The organism is Vibrio plantisponsor (assembly GCF_013041605.1).
Lineage (GTDB): Bacteria > Pseudomonadota > Gammaproteobacteria > Enterobacterales > Vibrionaceae > Vibrio > Vibrio plantisponsor.
Genome location: NZ_JABEQC010000002.1, coordinates 1 through 23,025, shown reverse-complemented (window position 1 = coordinate 23,025; position 23,025 = coordinate 1). Strand labels below are relative to the sequence as shown.

The following is a 23,025-nucleotide window of genomic DNA, read 5'->3' as shown; positions in this document are numbered from 1 at the left end:
TTCATTACTCAGAGTCAGGGAACCACTCCTGCAACAAATCACGTGAGCGCTCCAACTCTTTTTGCCACGTGTTGACACCAACTACCGTAGGTTTTAGCAAGATGACCAATTCAGTTTTCTGTGTCACTTGAGATGTGTTGCGAAACGCGTGGCCTAACACGGGTATGTCGCCTAAAAACGGGACTTTCGATGTTTGGTTCAAGGTATTGGTTTTCATCAAACCACCAATCACCACCACATCACCATCTTTGGCACGAATTACAGAGTCTGATTCACGAATCGAACTTCTCGCCAAAGGCAGAGAGATCACCTTGTCGTTGTATGTGATGGTCTTATTTTGTTGCTCAACTTCAATAACCGCAGGATGCACATGTAATAGCACGTGGCCTTTGTCATCGATTTGAGGGGTCACATCCAGTGAAATACCCGAGAAAAATGGTGTTAGTTCCACATCAGGAGACGCTTCAGAATTATCGCCACTGCCTACCACACTGGATAAATCAGTAACGTAGTACTCATCCGTCCCCACTTTGATCACGGCTTTTTGGTTATTTGCAGCGGTAACGCGAGGACTTGATAGCACATTCAGGTCGCCTTGCGTTGCCATAAAACTCAATACCGACTCAAAGCTGCCACTCGACATCACAATGTTGGTTTGCCCACCGAGTAGCGTGCCAATGGTGCCAATACCGGGTAGAGCCGCAACTGTGCTGCCCAAACTACCTAAACCAGAGTTCACGACAGTACCCGCCGACGATGTGTCTCCTACACCAATACTGTAATTTACACCGTTTGAAGTGAACATCTTGTTCCAGTTAATTCCTTGCTGGTAGCCGTCATTTAAAGTGACCTCTAGAATCTTCGCTTCCATAATCACTTGGCGATGCATACGCTCTTGAGAAATACCTAAAAAGCGGCGAACTTCGCGAATCTCATCTGGATACGCACGCAGCGTAATCACACTCGCTTGCGGTGTTACAACTACGCTTTGACCACGACCAGAACCAACCAACTGAGCAACGGCGGTTTGTAGCTGAGGCCAGAAATCACTCTCGCTCAGCGTTTCAATCTCTGTACCACCACGGTCACTACTTGTTTTACTATCAGAATTAACATTACTTCCATCACTTGTACGACTGAAGCTAGTTGAACGATTACTCGACAATGAACTATCACTTGAACTGGTGTCGGTATTGGTAATCGTACCTGTAGTTATAGTCGTCAGTGAGCGACCACTTCGTTTAAATTGCAGGTAATCAACGGGTATAGTCACAGTGCGCAAGCCCGCAGGATAAACTTGGATAACCTTGCCGACTTTTTCAATTTGGTAACCGTAAAGATCGCGAACCACATCTAACACTTCATCAAGTGTGACTTCAGATAAATTGACCGTGACTGTGCCTTCTACCATTGGGTGAATAGCAACGCTGTATTCAGTACCTTTCACTAAGCTGGCAAAAAACGCTTTTGCTTGAACACCATTGGCCTGAATTCGAAAACGCTTTAGATTGTGCTCTGTGGTTGCAATAGCTCCGTCCATTTCAGGCATAAGATCCGCTTCTACCGATGGCGGTAGATTTTCTAAATTGCGGCTATTCGCTTCATTAATAGCCTGATTCAGCGATTGTTTGGCTTCCACTGGGTCACGATGCCCCATAGAGCAGCCCACTAAACTCACCATCACTACGCCGATGATCATATTACGCATATGAATTCTTAACCTTATTTCTTAATGTCCAGAGAGAACAGCTTCAAAGTCCAACTTTTACTGCCTTGCTTAAGTTCGACCTGCGATGGCGTGACTTTAGACACTTTATAGCCTGACACACTATCGCCCTTGTCCACGACCTTATCATTTAAAATGGCATAGCATTGATTATCATCTTTACAAACAATGCTTTGCAGTTCAGGTACAGGTACGTTTCTTTTTGCTTTTTTAACTTGTTCTGTTTTCATCCAACCTAATGGCGCGGTTGGATCTTGTTCTTGGCTCGCCGAGACAGAAACCGAAACTGCAGCAAGTATCATTAACCACCATGCCTTATTTAGCATCGATATCCTAGCCACCGATAAACTCCTCACGGGTTCCAAGTGTGTAGACTTCTAATACCAACTTGGCATTAGGGTAGGTTTCAACTTGATAGTGAAAACTACGCCAATAATATTTCACTGGCAGGCTTTCTAACGCGTGCAAATAATCCCTGATAGCGAAATAAGTGCCATTCAGTTCCATCCGAACCGGATGTAGGAAATATTCGGCATTGCTATCTGTCTCATTAATTGGACTAGCTGGCAATGATGTCAAGCTCACTAATTTCAATTTAGCACTATGATCCAATACGTTTTGTAGCAAATTAGCCATCTGTGATGGTGAGACCAAATTACTCATAACTTCAGAAAGCTGCATAGACAGCTCCTGGCTCTGCTGTTGCAGTTGTTCTAACTCTTTATTTATCTCTGCGTTAGGATCTTTAGCCAGTTCGCGCTGCAAAATGATGATTTCACTTTCCATTCGCTGATTAGCGGATTGCTGCGACATTAACTTCTGTTGGGCGTCTTTTCTCTGCTGCAATAGTGGGTCGATTAACAGTGTCTGCAACACCATCGTAATCACAATCAAACCACAAATGGCGATTAACCACTTTTCGCGCGGAGCTCTGCCTTCGAACTGTTGACTCCATTTCTGCCAGCGTTCGTTCATTTCTCCACACCTCGCTTTGATTTCAATTCAAACGTCACTATGTCTTGCTCGTCACGACCAATTGTGAGTTGTTCGAAACTACGTCCGGTCAAACTCACTTCATCTTTAAATTGCGCAATCCATGTTGGTATTACGTTGGCATCTCTCGCCATACCTTTTACATCCAACGTTGCTTCATTTATCTCAATCTCACTTAAGCTAATATCACGGCGGGAAAGTTTTGCTAAACCATCCATCACTCCGGAATAGCCCAACTGTCGAGAAGCGTCATACTGACCAATCGCAACTAGTGATGCTTGCTGTGATTCAATCTCTTTCTTTAAACGAGCTGAAGCCGCCACTTTTTCTGCTGAAGGCAGATGCGCCGCATGCTTTTGTTTCAGCTCTCCAAGTTGCGCCGTCAGTTGGGTATTTTGTTGATTGGCTTGTTTAAGTTGTTGCTGATATTGAATATTTTGAAATTGAAACCATGCGAAGAAGCATAGCATAACAACAGCAACAGCCCCCCAGAAAGCAGTGATGGATGATAACGTCATCAACTCTTTCTTTGGCTTCAGGTGCTCTTGATAAAAGTTGATCGCATCAGCTGGAACAAACGGTGCTTTTTCTGCCAACACTTGGCCAGAAACGATATGCTCAGCACCTTCAACCAGAGGGGCAACCTTGACACTTAAACGCTCACCCAATGCTTGGACGAGTTCAGCGTGTTCTTCTTCATCACAACACACTTTTAGCTGATGCAGAGAGGTGCCTTTGAAGTGAGAAGACAAATAGTCGATTGAACGTTGCAGCTCTAATGCAAGACCGTCAAGTTGCAGCGCTGTACTGGCAACGCCTGTAATCGGAGCGACAACACCACGCAGTGTACGTTGGAAAATACAACGCTCATTGACGAAGGCTTCTAATTTAAAATGGCTGCCTTTGCTGCGTTGCACTAATAAGTAGTTTTTCAGCTCACCATTGTTTCGACCCCAAACTTCTTGTTCAGGAACAACACTCTCAAGGCTACACCCCATACTCTCAAGTAAACTGCTCGCTTCTAAAACGACCTTTTTGTTAATCACGTAGGCTTGCGCTTTATTGCCGCCTTCGAGCGGATACGCATCCGCAATTACTTCTGAAGATTTTTCGGTAATCAGGTCTTTTAACAAGAATGGCAGCGCACTTGACCACTCTTGCTGAGGAATAGATGGCTTATCAATTTGATAGCTTTGAAACAGTTGGGCGTGCAACACCACGTGAACACTCAACCCTTTCGCTCCGGCGGTAAGAAGTGCATTCACTAAGGCATGAGGCCAAGTATTATTGGCCAAAGGATAATGTTCAGGCAAGGCAAGGGATTCTGATGACGAGAAATAAATCGCATCAGGTTGAACCACCGCAAACACTGCCATCTGCTTAGATTTTTTTCTGGTGAACCGCTTTAACAATGCTTCAATCTTCATTTATCTCTACTTTGTGCGCCATCGGTTTCGTTTACCGGGTTTAACTTGACGTTCCGCCACAGGCAACTTGCTCGGATTTAGTGGTTGTTCAGTATCAAATAACCGCCCTTGAACACCATCAACCCCAAGATTATGCAAAACCTGTAACTCTGACTGGTTTTCAACCCCCACGGCAATGACTTTTGTTTGTGTTCCTTTGCAGACCCCTAACAGGCTGCGCACTATCAACTGATTTTCATGTCTTTGATCGATTTGCTTTATCAAGCTTCGATGTAATTTAAGATAGTTGATCTTTAAGTCTTTGATATAGTGGGTTGCAACGATTGTTCGCCCTGCTTGTCCGACTATCAACTCGCACCCGAGTGCGGATATTGTTCTAAGTACCGGGCGCATATAATCCAGATGTTGAACTAAATGCCCTTCGGTAAATTCAAACGATAACTGACCACGCTGGCGGAAAGTTAACTGCATTAACTCACTACGGAACCAGCGAAAATATTGTTTATCAGAAAAAGGAAGTACATACAGGTTTACCGACAATGCGGATTCGTTAACTGAAGATTTAATCAGTTGTAACGTTCTTCTCATCACAGCTTTATCTAGGACAGCTTCATAGCCAACGGTTTCTATAGCTGAACTAAATCGAGACGCCTTCAACACACCTTTGTCAGGGTCATTAATTCTAGCGAACAATTCGTTATGCAATAATTCTAATTGATTAGAACGACCGGACAAATAGCAAGCCTGTCGGAATAGGATGATATTGTCATCAATAAGAGCCTTATCGAATAGAGTCCGCCAGCGTACGCTGCCTCTGTCTTCGGCAACCGCCGCTTTTTCAAAGCGACTCCAAGCATTGACTCTCTGCAACTGAGCACTTTTCAAAGCCGTTTCTGTTTCATCAATAATTCGGCCTCTACGCTCACCTTCCTTGTACATACTCACACCGATGTGGAACCAATTATCTTTATCTAGTGGCTCTGGCGGCGTTAGACGTTCAATAAACTTCAGGCATTGAGAAGCAACATGAGAGACATCTTTTGCCGTTTGGTGTGGCATAAAGAGAGCAAATACAGAATCATAGTAACGAGACAAAATTACGTCTGGATAGCGAGCAATGACGTTTGAGATACACTGACCGACTTCAACCACAAAATCGTCAATGACGCGTTTCTCGTTTTCTTCTTTCGCTACATCAAGATCATCAATACGTAGCATCAGAACGCCACCTTGAGCGCCACTCTCCTGCAACGCTGATTCTAATTTGCTGTCGAACAGGACTCGGTTTGCCGTACCCGTTAACTGGTCAAGAAATGTCTGTGTGCGGATAAAAGTATCAAAACGGCTACGTTCTTGACGTGCATCTTGTAACTCTTCGATCAGAACATCTAGAGCTTCACTGGCGGTATATGGCCACTCTCTGTCATCGCCTTTTGCATATTGCTCAACTCTGCCGGCCAAGATCATTCGCCCACGCTCTTCCAGCATTTCCGATCCCAAAAGCTGAAAACGCAACCACTTAACACTCTGTACCAAGCAGAAAACAATGAATAAAACAGCGACTGTTATCGACCACATAGCACCGATGGAATAGCTAAAGCCAACATAAGGCGGTACGACTTTAAAGTGCACCGAATAACCTTGAATGCGTTGCAAAGGAAAATCCGCTTGATAAAGACGTGCGGGGTCGATTTTTGAGGAGGTATCTTTAAAACGATAAATAATGCCAGCTTGAGATGACAATTCCATCTCAACAATATTACTTGCTTGCAGCATCTTGGGCATCCAACGCTGCATAGAATAGGCAGCATCTGGATCTTCCATCTCTTTGTCCACCACTTCCACTATGCCCTGCATGTAGTGGTTGAGATATTCCTGCCCTAAGCGCTGAAAGGATAAAGTTCCGCCGATAAACAGAATGAACATCGCACTGGTCACAATCAGGGTGACGAAAACCACTAAACGTGTACTGAGTTTTAGAGTGGGCGTGTAGCGCATAGAAATTGAATTCCCTTTCAATTTATCGATGGGTGGCATTATTCATCGAAGAAAGCTGCTCGCAAAAACTATGCAAACAGTGCGCTAAGTATATAAAAAAAGCCACAAAATTGCGGCTTTTTTAGAATCGAGACAATTAAAACGGGATATCGTCGTCAAAATCCATTGGTGGCTCATTGTATTGAGGCTGAGGAGCTTGTTGAGCAGCTGGCTGATATGCAGGTTGGCTCTGTCTCGCAGGTTGTTGAGGTTGTCCCCACCCACCTTGCTGCTGTGGTTGACCTTGACCCGCGCCACCAGCTTGTTGTTGACGACCACCAAGCATTTGCATGATGCCGTTATAACCTTGCACAACAACTTCTGTTGAGTAACGATCTTGACCACTTTGGTCTTGCCACTTACGAGTCTGCAGTTGACCCTCAATGTAAACTTGAGAACCCTTACGCAGGTACTCACCCGCTACTTCTGCAAGTTTTCCATACAGAGCAACTCGGTGCCACTCAGTTTTCTCACGCTGTTCGCCCGTTGCTTTATCACGCCATGTTTCTGACGTTGCAATGGTGATGTTCGCAACAGCACCGCCACTTGGCATATAGCGAACTTCAGGATCTCCACCCAAGTTGCCAACCAAAATTACTTTATTCACGCCACGGCTTGCCATGTTTCGCTCCGTCTTTAAATCGTATAATTTTTGAAAAAATTTCAAATAGTCAGTTAGGATAACACGCTTTTTCTCGAGCTTAAATGTCCGGTCGAATTGTTATCAAAAACTCATTCCGTTTTCACTTTTAAGCTTCTAATTTTCGGGGGAAATCTTCCATTTGCAATTTGATATAAAACTCATTTACTCAATCGATTGAATTCCCACGCAAACTCGCTATCCCAATTCGCTCTACCTTTTAATTTTAGGCATTGTTGAGGCATTTCACCGCATCCTACAAAGGAATAATCCATGTCAAAACACAACTATGCCAGAACCATATATTTTCTTTGCATGGACGATACATGCGTCCCTGAAGAATTGGAAAAAGCGCTAGAACTTCTTGCTTTGCCAATCCCTCAAATACTCCCCGAACAGTTACTGCGAAATTATCACACAGATAAACACAAAATTTTGCTGATTAACTATCAGGAACATCATCTTATTCGACAAAATTTAAAAGCGTTAAAAATTACAAGCCCTCACTTTGAAACGATTCTGTTTAACGTTGATAAGAGGCTGCATACAGAGGAATTACTTACCTTCGGTAACTTAAAAGGACTCTTTTATCAGGATGATACCCCCGAGAGTATCTGCGAAGGCTTGGGCGAAATAATTAACGGGCAAAACTGGCTTCCACGTCATGCATCAAGCCAGCTTCTACATTATTACCGATATCATTTTCAGGCCCACCACGCACAAGCTTCGGTTGACCTCACGGCGAGAGAAATTCAGATTTTGCGTTGCTTACAGACGGGGGCATCAAATATGCAGATGGCAGAAAGTCTTTTTATCAGCGAGTTTACAGTCAAGTCTCATTTGTATCAGATATTTAAAAAGCTATCGGTGAAAAACAGAGTTCAAGCGATCAGTTGGGCAAATCAAAATCTGCTTTCATAAATGCGCCTTTCAGCACATTTTCATTTTCATGACACAGAATGTGCTGAATCTCACGAAAGTATCATGCTAAAGTCTGCATTAAATCTATGTTTAAACATAACAACTCCGTTTTAAGACAATAACAGATAGTTTAGCAGGGCGACAAAATGATCAAAAAATGCCTATTTCCGGCAGCTGGTTACGGCACTCGTTTTTTACCAGCAACCAAATCAATGCCAAAAGAAATGATGCCTGTAGTAAACAAACCTCTAATTGAATATGGCGTAGAGGAAGCAATTCAGGCGGGAATGAATGGGATGTGTATTGTGACGGGTCGAGGTAAGCATTCGATCATGGATCACTTTGACATGAACTACGAGCTTGAGCATCAGATCCAAGGAACGAACAAAGAAGACCTACTGGTTGATATCCGAGACATTATCGAAACTGCTAACTTTACTTTCATTCGTCAACGAGAAATGAAAGGCTTAGGGCACGCGATTCTCACAGGCAGAGAGCTTGTGGGTGACGAACCCTTTGCTGTTGTTTTGGCGGATGACCTTTGTGTCAATGAAGAGAAAGGTGTTCTGGCACAGATGGTAGCACTGTACAACCAGTTCCGCTGTTCAATCGTTGCGGTACAAGAAGTTCCCGCAGATGAAACACATAAGTATGGTGTGATCTCGGGTGAAATGATTAAAGACGATCTTTTCCGCGTAGATGACATGGTTGAAAAACCTGAACCGGGCACAGCACCAAGCAATCTGGCCATCATTGGTCGTTATATCCTGACACCTGATATTTTCGAGTTAATCGAACAAACTGAGCCAGGTAAAGGCGGTGAAATCCAAATCACTGACGCGCTATTAAAACAAGCAAAATCAGGTTGCGTTTTGGCCTATAAATTTAAAGGTAAGCGCTTTGACTGCGGTAGCGTAGAAGGTTATATCGAAGCGACAAACTACTGTTTTGAAAATTTATACAAGAAAAACGAACAACAAGTTTCTTTAGCAAAACACTCTACACATAAGAGCTAATACTCATCGCAAGTAATCTTCAAAAGAGCTGCAATCAAACAGCTCTTTTTTTATTGATCAACTGTTTTTATATCCAGTATTTCTTGCACATTTCTCACTCTATGTAATACTTGCTCGACTTAGCCTTTAACAAAGCCAAAGACAGAGCAAATCAAATGGACAAAATTGAAGTACGTGGTGCTCGAACCCATAACCTGAAAAATATCAATCTCACGATTCCCCGTGACAAGCTGATCGTCATTACCGGACTTTCTGGTTCAGGGAAATCCTCTTTAGCCTTTGATACTCTATATGCCGAAGGTCAGAGACGTTATGTTGAATCTCTCTCCGCCTACGCTCGCCAGTTCCTGTCTTTGATGGAAAAGCCCGACGTAGACCATATTGAAGGTCTGTCGCCAGCTATCTCTATTGAGCAAAAGTCGACTTCACACAACCCACGTTCAACAGTGGGTACCATTACCGAAATCTACGATTATCTGCGTTTGCTGTTTGCTCGTGTTGGCGAACCTCGTTGTCCAGAACATAAGATTCCACTTGCCGCTCAAACAATCAGCCAGATGGTAGACAAAGTATTAGAGCTTCCTGAAGGCTCGAAATTGATGCTGCTTGCTCCTATCGTGAAAGAGCGTAAAGGTGAACACGTTAAAACTCTGGAAAATTTAGCGGCTCAAGGTTTTATTCGCGCACGAATTGATGGTGATATTTGCGATTTGTCCGATCCACCGACGCTTGAACTGCATAAAAAGCACACCATTGAAGTTGTAGTTGACCGATTTAAAGTGCGTTCAGACTTGCAACAACGTCTAGCCGAATCGTTTGAGACAGCTCTGGAACTCTCTGGCGGCAACGTTGTGGTTGCACCAATGGATGAGGAAGGCGAAGAGCAAATATTTTCAGCCAACTTTGCCTGTCCACATTGTGGCTACAGCATGCGTGAACTTGAGCCTCGATTGTTCTCATTCAACAACCCAGCTGGTGCATGTCCAACGTGTGATGGTCTTGGTGTACAACAGTATTTTGACCCAAGCCGAGTGATTCAGGATGAGAAACTGAGTTTGGCTGAAGGCGCAATTCGCGGTTGGGATCAAAAGAACTACTATTACTTCCAGATGCTCAGCTCTTTAGCTGCCCATTACGACTTTGATTTGCAAACGCCTTTCAACAAACTGGGCAAAAAAATCCAAGAGATCATTCTTCATGGCTCTGGCCGCACTGAAATAGAATTTAACTATATCAATGACCGAGGTGACATCCGAGTTAAGCGTCATCCGTTTGAAGGAATTCTCAATAATCTCGAGCGTCGCTATCGTGATACTGAATCCAATTCGGTTCGTGAAGAGTTAGTGAAATACATTTCTAACAAACCGTGCAGCCATTGTGAGGGTACACGTTTACGTCTTGAAGCTCGCAACGTATTCGTCAATGACACGCCACTACCGCAAGTTGTAGAACTCAGCATCGCTGATGCTCTACAGTTTTTCCAATCTCTGACACTCGAAGGTCAGCGAGCTCAAATTGCAGAAAAGATTATGAAAGAAGTGAATGATCGTTTGCAGTTTTTGGTCAATGTTGGTTTGAACTATTTAAATTTATCGCGCAGTGCAGAAACGCTCTCCGGTGGTGAAGCGCAACGAATCCGCTTAGCGAGCCAAATTGGCGCGGGACTGGTTGGAGTGATGTATGTACTCGATGAACCATCCATCGGTCTCCACCAGCGAGATAACGAAAGATTGTTAAAAACCCTAGAACATCTGCGCGATTTGGGGAACACCGTTCTTGTGGTTGAGCATGATGAAGATGCCATTCGCATGGCTGACCATGTGATTGATATCGGCCCTGGCGCTGGTGTACATGGTGGTAGCGTGGTGGCTGAAGGTAATGTTACGGATATCATCAACAACCCGAACTCCCTTACAGGTCAATACCTAAGTGGTGTGAAGGAAATTGAAATACCTAAACAGAGAACACCAAAAGACGCGAAGAAAACCGTCGAGCTTCTTGGTGCATCTGGCAACAACCTAAAAGATGTCAATCTTTCTATCCCAGTCGGATTATTTACTTGTGTAACAGGGGTTTCCGGTTCAGGTAAATCCACACTGATCAACGATACATTCTTTAATATCGCGCATATCGCATTAAATGGCGCAACCACATCAACACCTGCGCCATACAAGTCGATAAAAGGATTAGAGCATTTCGATAAAGTTATCGATATCGACCAGAGCCCTATAGGCCGTACACCTCGCTCAAACCCTGCGACCTATACCGGTATTTTCACTCCAATTCGTGAGCTGTTTTCAGGCACACAAGAATCTCGCTCACGCGGTTACAAGCCGGGACGCTTTAGTTTTAACGTCCGAGGTGGTCGCTGTGAAGCGTGTCAGGGCGATGGCGTAATCAAAGTCGAAATGCACTTCTTACCCGATGTGTACGTTCCTTGTGATGTATGTAAAGGAAAACGCTACAACCGCGAAACATTGGAAGTTCGTTACAAAGGTAAAACGATCGATGAAGTCCTTAACATGACCGTTGAGGACGCTCATGAGTTCTTTGAACCTGTACCTGTGATAGCACGTAAACTGCAAACGCTAATGGACGTAGGTTTGTCGTACATCCGCCTTGGTCAGTCGGCAACGACATTGTCGGGTGGTGAAGCTCAACGGGTCAAACTGTCGCGAGAACTGTCTAAACGTGACACGGGTAAAACACTTTATATTTTGGATGAACCCACCACAGGTTTGCATTTCCATGATATTCAACAACTACTCAATGTATTGCACCGTCTGCGTGACCACGGGAACACAGTTGTGGTTATTGAGCACAACCTTGACGTGATTAAAACCGCAGACTGGATAGTAGATTTGGGTCCCGAAGGAGGACAAGGTGGTGGTGAAATTATTGCGGAAGGTACACCTGAAGATGTGGCGAAAAGCAAAGTTTCCCATACCGCTCGTTTCTTAAAACCGATGTTGAAATAGAAAAGATCTGTAGAAACTGAAAAAAAACGGTAAATTAGGGTCTGTCAGCCCTAATTTGCCTGCTCCAATAAAGCAGGTTTCTTCGCAAAGGACATTGAACCCCCTATGGCAACCTTGCTGTTAAGCGGAACACAACTTGAACCACAAGCACCGAGTGTGCCTAAAAACAAACCGTTCCTGATAACGGTTGGCTTTGTTTATCTCATAGCAATGCACGTTTTTATGCCAAATTTAGGTGGCGATGGATTGTTGCTCCCCTTCAATGCCACAACTTGGATTGCAATCAGTATTCCCTTAGCTCTCGGCTTATATCAAATGAGCAGCTACCGACGTTTGCGATATTCCAAACTGACTATCGGTCTTTGGGTCTGTTGTGTGATCATGACGCTTCCGTTGTTTTTTGCCAACGCACAGTGGTATAGCGAACTGACCAGAATCATTGGTTTATGGGCTGGATTTTCACTTTTCTTAGTACTGCAACAGTTTCATTTCAGCAATAAAAGCAAACAGAAATTACTTCTGTACGTTGTCTTTGCCAGCCTCATTGAAGCGCTGTTTGGTATTTATCAATACAGTGTCTTACACACTGGCAATATCTTTAACTATGACACGGTAAAGAACCTGCCTTACGGCATCTTTCAGCACCCTGATGCCATGGCCAGCTTCCTTACTACTGGTCTGGTGCTTTCAGGGTATCTACTGGCTCGTCAACCGAAAAAATATAATAAAAAGCTCAGTGAAGTAAGCTTACTGTACATCACACCTGTAGTATCAATCCCGCTAGTAATCCTATTGCATTCTCTGGTTGGTTGGATATCTGCGGCAGTAGGTGTGTTACTTATTCTGCCGTATCTGTATCGTTTTTCACCTCGCCAGCGTTTTATAAACTGGGTTTTAGCCACTGTTTGCGGATTAATCATTGGCTTAGGCGCACTGTATTTACACCATAATCAAAATCGCGATCTAGAGCCTTACCTTTCATCCGTTCCTTATAGTAGCGTTCTCCCCCAAGCCATTGATATGCTGATTGAAAAGCCATTTACAGGCTATGGTTACGGCAAGTTTGAGTCGAGTTATATCCTGTATACCGCCAGACAACATCAGCTCAATCCAAACTACAAAGTAGGCATTCCATCAATGGAACATCCTCACAATGAGTTTCTATTTTGGGGAATTGAAGGCGGATTATTACCCGTACTAGGAATGGCTTTAGCGGCGAGTTTTGTATTAGTTCGCATATACTCAGCGAAAAAAGGTACCCGATTGGCCATGTTCGCTTTGTTACTGCCAATTGTCATTCACAGCCTCGTTGATGCGCCTTTCTACCAGTCGAGCATTCACTGGTTAACCTTTATGATTTTACTGTTCTGGATTGATCAGCGTGTAGCGAAATATCGTGTGTTTCGTTTTAGCAAACTCAGCAGAACACTATTACGAATCACCAGTTTAATTCTGCCAATCGTCACCTGTTTTTATATGGTGAGTGTGCTGCATACCAATTTCTACCTCACTAAATTTGAAACATCTACCCCAAAGCAACTGGATATCTTGAATAAAGTCATCAATCCAGTGCTAATCAAAGACCGATTGGATTGGGAGATGTACAGCACTTATTTAGATCTAGGGTTAAACGAGAAGAAATACGAATACATCCAGCCTTATATCGACTGGTCTTTGAAGATTATTCAAACTAAACCGAGACCCGGATTGTATGAGAAGTTGATCTTGGCTTATCAAGCGATGGGCGATACCAGCCGAGCAGAGCAAACAAGAACTGAGGCCGCGTTCTTGTTTCCCGAATTAGATTTTAGCCATATTCAATACCTAGGCTCAATCGATAACTCGGAACAAACTGAGACCGATGTGGAATAAAAAGAAAGGTGGCAATGGCCACCTTTCTTTATCAACCCGAGTTTTATTGGGTCAGAGATTCTTCCAGCGCTCTGAGACACAAAGCGATATTTTCAGAACGGGCGCCATAACCCATCACACCAATACGCCACGCCTTACCAGCTAACGCACCAAGCCCTGCACCAATTTCCAAATTGTATTCATTGAGAAGATGGCTACGAACTTTAGCGTCATCAACACCTTCTGGAATATACACCGCATTCAGTTGTGGTAAGCGATATCCTTCTTCCACCACAAATTTGAAACCCATTTGTTCTAAACCAAGCTTGAGTTTTTCATGCATCGCTTGATGACGAGACCAAGCATTTTCCAATCCTTCATTTTTCAAAATCAGCAATGCTTCGTGAAGTGCGTATAAGCTGTTCACGGGTGCAGTATGATGATAGCTGCGTTTATTACCGCCACTCCAATACCCCAACACTAAACTCTGATCTAAAAACCAACTTTGGATCGGCGTCGTTCTCGCTTGGATCTTTTCGATCGCTTTTGCTGACAGAGTCAAAGGGGACAAACCCGGCACACAAGAAAGACACTTCTGACTTCCAGAATAAACCGCATCCAATTGCCATTCATCCACCAGCAGTGGAACGCCACCTAATGAAGTTACGGCATCAACAATCGTCAGCATATTATTTTGCTTAGCTAAAGCGCCAAGTGTTTGCGCGTCACTCAAAGCGCCTGTCGATGTTTCAGCATGGACAAAAGCTAGAATTTTAGCATCGGGATGCTGGCTGATGGCTTGTTCAACTTTGCTAACAGAGACGGGCGTTCCCCACTCATCATCCACTGTGATAGCAATACCGCCACAACGGACAACATTTTCACGCATGCGCTCGCCAAAGACACCGTTGCGGCAAACAATTACTTTATCGCCGGGCTCAACCAAATTGACGAAACACGCCTCCATACCCGCACTACCCGGTGCTGATACCGCAATGGTGAACTCGTTTTCAGTCTGGAAAGCATATTTAAGTAGCACCTTTAGCTCATCCATCATAGCGACAAACAGTGGGTCTAAATGCCCGACTGTTGGACGGCTTAGAGCCTGTAATACTTGAGGAGAGATATCCGAAGGACCAGGTCCCATAAGAATTCGGTGCGGAGGGATGAAGCTTTGTATAGTCATAGGTGCTCCCAGTTATTATTAGTCATAAGCTTTCACGGACGAAAATGTAGAGTACGGCAGAATCAAGACGACAGCAATTCGACAGAGGTCTATGCTGCCTGACAATTTCGACACATTTATTTTCATTTATCACAAATTTACAATTGACAACAGTTTCACAAAACCGTTCAATGAGTGAGCTATTTATCCCTTACTCATTAGGGTTGTAAGCGCCTGTTGATTTGAGCACAAATCGTAACCGCACAGATACAACACTAAGCAGGATGGGATAACAGAAGAGGAGCACTGCCCAGGCAGATGTTTTGTGGAGCCTCAACTCCAAAACAAAACATTCAGGGGGAGCAGTGCCGAGATAAATCAAAGTTGTGGATTTGGTTTATCGGTTGTCAGGGTTGAATCCCTTCAACTGTCATCGGTGCTATGCTGATGAAGAGCTTCTGAGGAATTTTATACAACCTGCCTGTTGTTACTCCCCTCTATTTTGCTCTAAGAAACTCTCTTCAAAACATTGGAAGTTGGATTACCAACCTTTTTTATTTCTAGGAAGTCCGGGAGAAATGTAGTGAGCGCATTCAATGTCGCCAAGTTTGGTGGAACAAGTGTTGCAAATTTTGAAGCAATGAGCCGTTGCTCTGCAATTATCGAAAATAACCCACAAACACGATTAGTCGTCAGCAGTGCTTGCTCTGGCGTAACGAACTTACTTGTTGAACTTGCTAATGGCGTTCAGGATGCAGACCAAAGATTAAGCATCATGAAACAGTTGGCTGATATTCATGATTCGATTATCGACCAATTGTCTGAACCGACCCAAGTAGAAAAAGAAGTTCACTCGATGCTAGATAGCATCGCTAGCGCTGCCGAAGCTGCATCATTTCAGTCCAGCAAAAAGCTGACAGATCATTTGGTCGCTTGCGGCGAACTGATGTCGACCTATATCTTGACCCAGTTAATGCGTGAGCGCGGTGTTAATGCCATTCGCTTTGATATTCGTGAAGTATTAAGAACAGACAGCCATTACGGCCGAGCTGAACCACAAATCGAAGAGATCGCGAAACTGGCTCAAGAAAAACTTGCCCCACTTTGTGCGGAATATGTGGTTGTTACTCAAGGTTTCATCGGTTCCGATGAACAAGGTAATACCACAACACTTGGTCGTGGCGGCAGTGATTACTCAGCAGCGCTGATTGCTGAATCGGTAAAAGCTTCCGGCTTAGAGATTTGGACCGATGTACCAGGAATCTACACAACCGATCCTCGCATTGCACCTAAAGCTGCGCCAATTCCAGAGATCAGCTTTAGTGAAGCCTCTGAAATGGCGAACTTTGGTGCGAAGATTCTACATCCTTCAACACTGGTGCCTGCGCTTCGTCATGAAATCCCTGTATTCGTCGGTTCTTCAAAAGAACCAGAAAAAGGTGGCACCTGGATTCGTCAACAAGTCGAGAACTCACCGCAGTTCCGAGCGCTAGCACTGCGCTGCAATCAAACTATGGTGACGTTACGCAGTGCGAAGATGTTCCATGCGTATGGTTTCTTAGCAAAAGTATTCGAAGTTTTGGCAAAATACAAAATCTCGGTAGACCTTATTACCACTTCTGAAATCAGTGTGTCTCTGACACTAGACAAAACGGACACATCAGGCGGAGCGCCTGAGCTGCCACAAGAAGCAAGAGAAGAGTTACAAGAGCTTTGTACTGTAGAAGTCGAACATAACCTTTGCCTAGTAGCATTGATTGGTAACCACATGGAAACCAAAGGCTATGCGAAAGAAGTGTTCAGCACCTTAGGTGATTTTAACTTGCGTATGATCTGCTACGGAGCAAGCGACCACAACCTTTGCTTCCTTGTCGATGCCCCTGAATCTAAAGCAGTGATTCAGAAGCTGCATTTGGATCTGTTCGAGAACCGATAATCAGATAACTCATCATGTAAAACAAAGGTCACCAAGCGGTGACCTTTTTTCGTTTCTATGTTCGGTAATCCTAACCGTTAATGTTAGGACCCAACCATTTTTCAGCTTCAAGGATATCCCAACCTTTACGCTGTGAGTAACTCTGAACTTGATCATCTTGGATCTGAGCAACGGCAAAGTAGCGAGAATCGGGATGTGAGAAATACCAGCCAGAAACAGATGCACCCGGCATCATGGCGTAGCTGGTTGTCAGTTCCATACCAATCTTCTCTTGAACGCCTAATAGCTCCCAAATTGCACCTTTCTCCGTATGCTCAGGACAAGCCGCATAACCCGGAGCTGGGCGAATACCCTGATACTTCTCACGAATCAAATCTTCATTACTTAGGTTTTCATCAGGAGCATAACCCCAAATCTCAGTACGCACTTTCATATGCAGATATTCAGCAAATGCTTCTGCCAAACGGTCAGCAACCGCTTGAACCATGATAGCGTTATAATCGTCACCTTTGGCTTTAAAGTCGTCAGCCAGTTCACGCTCACCAATACCGCCTGTCACAGCAAACATACCAATCCAGTCATGTTTGCCACTGTGTTTAGACGCCACAAAATCGGACAGACAGTAGTTCGCACCTTTTGGCTTCTCGGTTTGCTGACGCAAGTTATGCAGCACTTTAATCACTTGTTGGCGTGATTCATCCGCATACACTTCAATGTCGTCATCCACACTTGCCGCTGGGAACAGACCACAAATACCGTTTGCCTTCATAAGTCCTTCGCTTTCGATACGGTCAATCCAGTCATTCGCATCTTTGAACAGTTTACGAGCTTCTTCTCCGACCAACTCATGGTCAAGAATTGCAGGATATTTTCCAGACAGCGACCAAGTCATAAAGAATGGCGTCCAGTCGATGTACTGACGTAAGACAGAAACATCAAAATCTTTAAACACATGAATACCCGGTTTCGCAGGTGCCGGTGGTGTGTATGTCTGCCAATCAATTGCAGCCTTGTTTGCTCGGGCTTGCTCTAAAGTCACAGGTCGACTTTTCGGCTTTTTACGTGCGTGCTGTTCACGCGTTCTTTCGTAATCAAGATTCAGACGTTCAACAAATTCAGGACGACGCTCATCAGAAAGTAATGCTGAACATACGCCTACCGCACGTGACGCATTGTTTACATACACTACTGGCTGGTGATAGTTCTGTTCAATCTTCACAGCGGTATGCGCTTTAGAGGTTGTTGCGCCACCAATCAGCAGTGGTAACTCAAAGCCTTGGCGCTCCATCTCTTTTGCTACGTGAACCATTTCGTCCAGAGACGGTGTAATCAAACCAGACAGGCCGATAATATCGACCTTCTGCTCGCGAGCGACTTTCAAAATTGTCTCGCACGGTACCATCACACCAAGGTCGATAATTTCATAGTTATTACATTGCAGTACAACGCCAACTATGTTCTTACCGATATCGTGAACATCACCTTTTACGGTTGCCAACAGGATCTTACCGTTTGTCGACCCTTCTTGTTTCAGCGCATTAATGTAGGGCTCTAGGTACGCCACCGCCTGCTTCATCACGCGGGCTGATTTCACCACTTGCGGCAAGAACATTTTCCCTTCACCAAACAAGTCACCGACGACATTCATGCCGTCCATTAAAGGACCTTCGATAACTTCAAGAGGTTTGGTCGCTTTAGCTCTCGCTTCTTCAGTATCTTCAACAATGAATTCGGTAATACCTTTAACAAGCGCGTGCTCTAAACGCTTTTCAACTGGCCAAGTGCGCCATTCCAGCAAAGATGCATCTTCCTCTTTGCCAACAGCGTTCTCACGATACTCTTCAGCGATTTCCAACAGACGCTCTGTGGCACCGTCATCGCGGTTCAAAATGACATCTTCTACCGCATTACGCAGTTTCTCTGGTACGTTGTCGTATATCTCTAACTGACCCGCGTTTACGATGCCCATATCCATACCGTTCTTAAAACAGTGATATAGGAAAACCGCATGAATCGCCTCACGTACGTAGTTGTTACCACGGAAAGAGAAAGAGACGTTAGACACACCACCTGAAATCATTGCATGTGGAAGTTCGCGTTTGATATCTGCAACGGCGTTGATGAAATCGAGAGCATAGTTGTTGTGTTCATCAATACCGGTTGCGACGGCAAAGATGTTCGGGTCGAAAATAATATCTTCCGCAGGAAAACCCACTTGGTCGACAAGAATGTGATAGGCGCGACGACAGATTTCTATCTTACGTTCACGAGTATCTGCTTGCCCTACTTCATCAAAGGCCATAACGATAACAGCTGCACCATAGCGACGAATCAGTTTTGCCTGATGAATAAATTTCTCCTCGCCTTCTTTTAGCGAGATAGAGTTTACGATGCCCTTACCCTGAATACATTTCAGACCCGCTTCGATCACTTCCCATTTCGAAGAGTCAACCATGATTGGTACTTTCGAGATCTCTGGCTCTGATGCACACAACTTAAGGAATCGTTCCATACACGCCATCGCATCCAACATGCCTTCATCCATGTTGATATCAATGATCTGTGCGCCATTCTCGACTTGCTCACGAGCAACATCTAAAGCCTCATCATAGAGTTCTTCTTTAATAAGACGTTTGAAACGAGCTGAACCGGTAACGTTAGTACGCTCACCAACGTTAACGAACAATGTTTCTGGGGCAATGCTCAGAGGCTCTAAACCAGACAGTCGGCACTCTACGCTGATCTCCGGAATAGCGCGAGGAGCTACTCCTTCAACCACTTTAGCCATAGCTGCGATATGCTCAGGGGTGGTACCACAACAACCACCAACTAGGTTGAGGAACCCAGCTTGAGCCCATTCGCCAATGTGCTCCGCCATATCTTCTGGTGATAAGTCATATTCACCAAATGCATTTGGTAGTCCCGCATTCGGGTGAGCTGAGACATAACTTTCTGAAATTCGAGAAAGCTCTTCGACGTATTGACGCAGCTCATCTGGGCCCAAAGCACAGTTCAAACCAAAGGAGATTGGGCGAACATGACGCAGGGAGTTATAGAATGCTTCTGTAGTTTGGCCGGACAGAGTTCGACCTGATGCATCAGTGATAGTACCTGAGATCATGACAGGCAATTCGATGCCGAGTTCTTCAAACACAGCATCAACCGCAAAAGCACACGCTTTCGCATTCAAAGTATCGAAAATGGTTTCGATCAGAATCAGATCGCTGCCGCCTCTAATTAAAGCGCGTGTAGATTCAGAATAAGCGGTGACTAGCTGATCAAACTCGATATTGCGATAACCCGGATCGTTTACATCTGGAGAGATAGAACAAGTACGGTTAGTCGGACCTAAAACACCTGCTACATAACGAGGTTTATCCGGTGTTTTTGCCGTCCATTCATCCGCAACTTCACGTGCCAGTTTGGCTGCGGCAAAGTTAATTTCTTCGCTCAAAGACTGCATGTCGTAATCAGCCATTGCAATCGTGGTCGCGTTGAAGGTATTGGTTTCAAGGATGTCAGCGCCTGCTTGCAAATAAGCAGAGTGAATTCCCCTAATTAACTGAGGCTGAGTGAGAACTAAGAGATCGTTGTTTCCTTTTAGATCACAATGCCAATTGGCAAAACGTTCACCACGATAATCTTCCTCTTGCAATCTATGCTCTTGGATCATGGTGCCCATGCCACCATCAATCAACATAATACGTTGCTTCAATTGCGCTTCGATCTGGTGCTTTAGATTACTACCCACAGTACAGCCTCATTATTCCTTTATTGCTTGTTCGACATCCTATCATACATTGATTAGAAATCTAGACGTCTAAAACATCTAATTACCACAAATGCGTTCGTTATAAAATTGATAAATCTATAGGTAAAAAGTGTTTGCTATTTGTTCATCATCAAAGGACAATTTCGCTCACATTTAGTTACATTTGAAGAAGAAAATGTCGGTCTACTATACTCTGTGCTTTCTATCTGCTGCTGCAATGATGATTGCTTTTTTAAACAGCAAGATAGGTAAAATGCAAACCACAATAGCCATTACTGCTGGCTCTATGGTGCTCTCATTATTAATCCTTATTGCTGGTCAGAATGACTGGTTCCACCTCACTCAAATCGCAACGGAAACAGTTACCAGCATAAATTTTGAGAGCTTTCTGCTAAAAGGCATTTTAGGCTTCCTTCTTTTTGCTGGCGGCCTAGGTATTAAACTCCCTCACTTAAAAGATCAAAAATGGGAGATTACTGTACTCGCACTAGGCGCGACTCTGTTCTCTACCTTCTTCATCGGATTTGGTCTTTACGGCTTCTGTTACTTCATCGGTATTCATTTAGATCTTGTTTACTGCTTACTGTTTGGTGCGTTGATTTCACCTACCGACCCAATAGCAGTATTGGCTATCGTGAAAAAGCTCAACGCACCTAAACGAATCTCGACCCAAATCGAAGGTGAGTCGCTGTTTAACGATGGCTTCGGTTTAGTCATATTCGTAACTATCTTTACCGTCGCATTCGGCAAAGAAGCGCCAACAGTAGGAAGTGTAATTGCATTATTTGCTCAAGAAGCGATTGGCGGCATCATTTACGGTTTCCTACTAGGGCTACTGTTCCACTACTTGATTAGCGCAACCAACGACCACTCGATGGAACTGTTACTGACTATCGGTGTACCAACCGCGGGTTATGTATTTGCAGACGTTATCCACGTGTCAGGCCCATTAGCCATGGTGGTATCAGGAATCATGATTGGTAACTGGACTCGCTTTATTGGTTTCTCGAAAGAGAGTGAAGAACACCTAGATCACTTCTGGGAGTTGGTGGATGAGTTCTTAAACGGCGTCTTGTTCCTGTTGATCGGTATGTCGATGCTTCTTTTCGAATTCCACGAAGAAGACTGGATCCTAATGGCTTTTGCTGTACCGCTAGTACTAGCAGCCCGTTACTCTAGCGTGTTTGTCTCATATATAGGCTTCAAGCGTTACCGTAAATATAACCCTTGGTCGGTAAAGATCTTAACTTGGGGCGGGCTACGCGGAGGATTAGCTTTAGCGATGGCACTATCAATTCCTTCAGGAATGATGGTCATCCCAGATAAGCTTATCGACGTTAAAGAGCTGATTCTGGTAATGACGTACGCTGTGGTCGTGTTCTCTATCCTGATTCAAGGTTCTACAATCACTCCGATGATTGAAAAAGCCAAACTGAAAGAGAAAGAGATGGAAGAAGAGAATGCTCAACACAGCGACATACAAGAGAGCCAACAACAGAATGTCTAAGCGTTAATCTTTAGAACAGCAGCAACCTCGGTTGCTGCTTTTTATTCCATTTGTTATGCACCAAAGCAGCATGGCGAATTTGCCTAAGCTCCCTTCTTTTACTATCCAGAATTTCCCCACTTTTATTCCGTTCATCTCCTTCCCCATAAGCACGTAATAGTCTCAGCTCTATGAGCTTGTATGAGTCTAACTAGCGATTATTTATAGAGAGCAGTAAGCACTAATCCACGTAGACTCATCAACGAACGCATCCTTAAGTACGTAGCCTTAGCATAGCTTTATATTTGAGTGTGTGTGGGAGAGAGGGAGTAAGGAATAATGAAAACAACCGCTCTGCCTCATGAGCAGAAGAGAACATATATTTAAAGTAAAAAAGTAATTCACATGTATTACTTTGATGTTCTATCGATGTGTGACGCTAGCTTAAGTCACAATCTATATGATTCATATTTTTCAAAGACCGTCATTTTTGACGACGCTTATCTATCTATTCTAAGGAACAAGTAGCGGAACGGACGGGACTTTCTAATACTCAGCTTGGCGCACCTGTAGTGACAAGCCGGCTTTCTTTTAAACCAAGAGCAACCCACTGAATTGCCGCTTCGCATTGGTCACTTTTCTTCAGACGTAAAAAAGCCCCATCATTTCTGACGAGGCTTCTCAATAAGTGGCGGAGCGGACGGGACTCGAACCCGCGACCCCCGGCGTGACAGGCCGGTATTCTAACCAACTGAACTACCGCTCCGCATTGGTTAGCGCTTGGTGCTAAATAAAAGCCTGGCGATGTCCTACTCTCACATGGGGAAACCCCACACTACCATCGGCGCTAATTCGTTTCACTTCTGAGTTCGGCATGGAATCAGGTGGGTCCAAATCGCTATGGTCGCCAAGCAAAATTTTGTATGGAACAAAATTTAACGCACTTTAGTGCGGCCCGAAGGGTCAACTACAAGGATGTAGTTGATAAATTCAATTCCTAAATCTAGAAAGCTGTTTTCAGTTCTTATACACAATCAAGTTTATGTTCTTATTTGAGCCCACAAAACCCCTTGGGTG

Annotated in this window: 14 protein-coding genes, 1 tRNA gene, 1 rRNA gene and 1 riboswitch; of the genes, 6 read left to right on the top strand and 10 right to left on the bottom strand. The window is 44.3% G+C overall.

What is annotated here, in order from left to right:
• Positions 1-4: 4 nt before the first annotated feature.
• From mshL to HKI82_RS03420, 6 genes are all read right to left on the bottom strand, one after another.
• Entirely contained in the window at positions 5-1,708 is a 1,704-nt protein-coding gene (mshL, locus tag HKI82_RS03445; RefSeq protein WP_171137230.1) for a pilus (MSHA type) biogenesis protein MshL, read from the bottom strand.
• A gap of 14 nt (positions 1,709-1,722) precedes the next feature.
• The gene (locus HKI82_RS03440; RefSeq protein ID WP_052404631.1) at positions 1,723-2,052 is read right to left on the bottom strand and encodes a hypothetical protein; all 330 of its coding nucleotides are present in this window, start codon (positions 2,050-2,052) and stop codon (positions 1,723-1,725) included.
• Positions 2,053-2,059: 7 nt separating this feature from the next.
• Positions 2,060-2,701, bottom strand: coding sequence for a type II secretion system protein GspM (gene gspM, locus HKI82_RS03435; RefSeq protein WP_171137229.1), 642 nt, complete (start codon positions 2,699-2,701; stop codon positions 2,060-2,062).
• A complete protein-coding gene (locus HKI82_RS03430) occupies positions 2,698-4,146 on the bottom strand; it encodes an MSHA biogenesis protein MshI (RefSeq protein WP_171137228.1) in 1,449 nt (482 codons plus the stop codon). The genes gspM and HKI82_RS03430 overlap by 4 nt, the downstream gene beginning before the upstream one ends.
• Before the next feature lie 6 nt (positions 4,147-4,152).
• Complete coding sequence (gene csrD / locus HKI82_RS03425) at positions 4,153-6,144, bottom strand: RNase E specificity factor CsrD (RefSeq protein ID WP_171137227.1); 1,992 nt, start codon at positions 6,142-6,144, stop codon at positions 4,153-4,155.
• Positions 6,145-6,280: 136 nt separating this feature from the next.
• A complete protein-coding gene (locus tag HKI82_RS03420) occupies positions 6,281-6,805 on the bottom strand; it encodes a single-stranded DNA-binding protein (protein ID WP_102942762.1) in 525 nt (174 codons plus the stop codon).
• A 291-nt stretch (positions 6,806-7,096) separates the two neighbouring features.
• On the opposite strand from HKI82_RS03420, the gene HKI82_RS03415 reads away from it, so the two are divergent.
• The 4 genes from HKI82_RS03415 (at position 7,097) to HKI82_RS03400 (ending at position 13,610) form a co-directional block, all read left to right on the top strand.
• A complete protein-coding gene (locus tag HKI82_RS03415; protein WP_171137226.1) occupies positions 7,097-7,744 on the top strand; it encodes a LuxR C-terminal-related transcriptional regulator in 648 nt (215 codons plus the stop codon).
• Positions 7,745-7,890: 146 nt separating this feature from the next.
• Positions 7,891-8,760 (top strand): UTP--glucose-1-phosphate uridylyltransferase GalU, encoded by an 870-nt coding sequence (gene galU / locus HKI82_RS03410; protein WP_171137225.1) that lies wholly within the window; start codon positions 7,891-7,893, stop codon positions 8,758-8,760.
• Between the two features lie 155 nt (positions 8,761-8,915).
• Complete coding sequence (gene uvrA / locus HKI82_RS03405; RefSeq protein WP_102942765.1) at positions 8,916-11,738, top strand: excinuclease ABC subunit UvrA; 2,823 nt, start codon at positions 8,916-8,918, stop codon at positions 11,736-11,738.
• Positions 11,739-11,843: 105 nt separating this feature from the next.
• Complete coding sequence (locus tag HKI82_RS03400) at positions 11,844-13,610, top strand: PglL family O-oligosaccharyltransferase (protein WP_171137224.1); 1,767 nt, start codon at positions 11,844-11,846, stop codon at positions 13,608-13,610.
• A 43-nt stretch (positions 13,611-13,653) separates the two neighbouring features.
• Here HKI82_RS03400 and HKI82_RS03395 read toward each other — a convergent pair whose 3' ends face one another.
• Entirely contained in the window at positions 13,654-14,775 is a 1,122-nt protein-coding gene (locus tag HKI82_RS03395) for a pyridoxal-phosphate-dependent aminotransferase family protein (RefSeq protein ID WP_171137223.1), read from the bottom strand.
• 267 nt (positions 14,776-15,042) lie between these two features.
• Positions 15,043-15,220: riboswitch (Lysine riboswitch) on the top strand.
• Positions 15,221-15,337: 117 nt separating this feature from the next.
• On the opposite strand from HKI82_RS03395, the gene lysC reads away from it, so the two are divergent.
• Complete coding sequence (gene lysC, locus HKI82_RS03390) at positions 15,338-16,690, top strand: lysine-sensitive aspartokinase 3 (RefSeq protein WP_171137222.1); 1,353 nt, start codon at positions 15,338-15,340, stop codon at positions 16,688-16,690.
• A 70-nt stretch (positions 16,691-16,760) separates the two neighbouring features.
• Here lysC and metH read toward each other — a convergent pair whose 3' ends face one another.
• Entirely contained in the window at positions 16,761-20,441 is a 3,681-nt protein-coding gene (gene metH, locus HKI82_RS03385; RefSeq protein WP_171137221.1) for a methionine synthase, read from the bottom strand.
• Positions 20,442-20,637: 196 nt separating this feature from the next.
• Between metH and HKI82_RS03380 the strand changes: the two genes are divergently transcribed.
• Complete coding sequence (locus tag HKI82_RS03380) at positions 20,638-21,969, top strand: cation:proton antiporter (protein WP_171137220.1); 1,332 nt, start codon at positions 20,638-20,640, stop codon at positions 21,967-21,969.
• A 668-nt stretch (positions 21,970-22,637) separates the two neighbouring features.
• Here HKI82_RS03380 and HKI82_RS03375 read toward each other — a convergent pair.
• Positions 22,638-22,714 (bottom strand) — tRNA-Asp (locus tag HKI82_RS03375).
• Positions 22,715-22,744: 30 nt separating this feature from the next.
• Positions 22,745-22,860: ribosomal RNA gene (gene rrf, locus HKI82_RS03370) — 5S ribosomal RNA — on the bottom strand.
• Between the last annotated feature and the right edge of the window lie 165 nt (positions 22,861-23,025).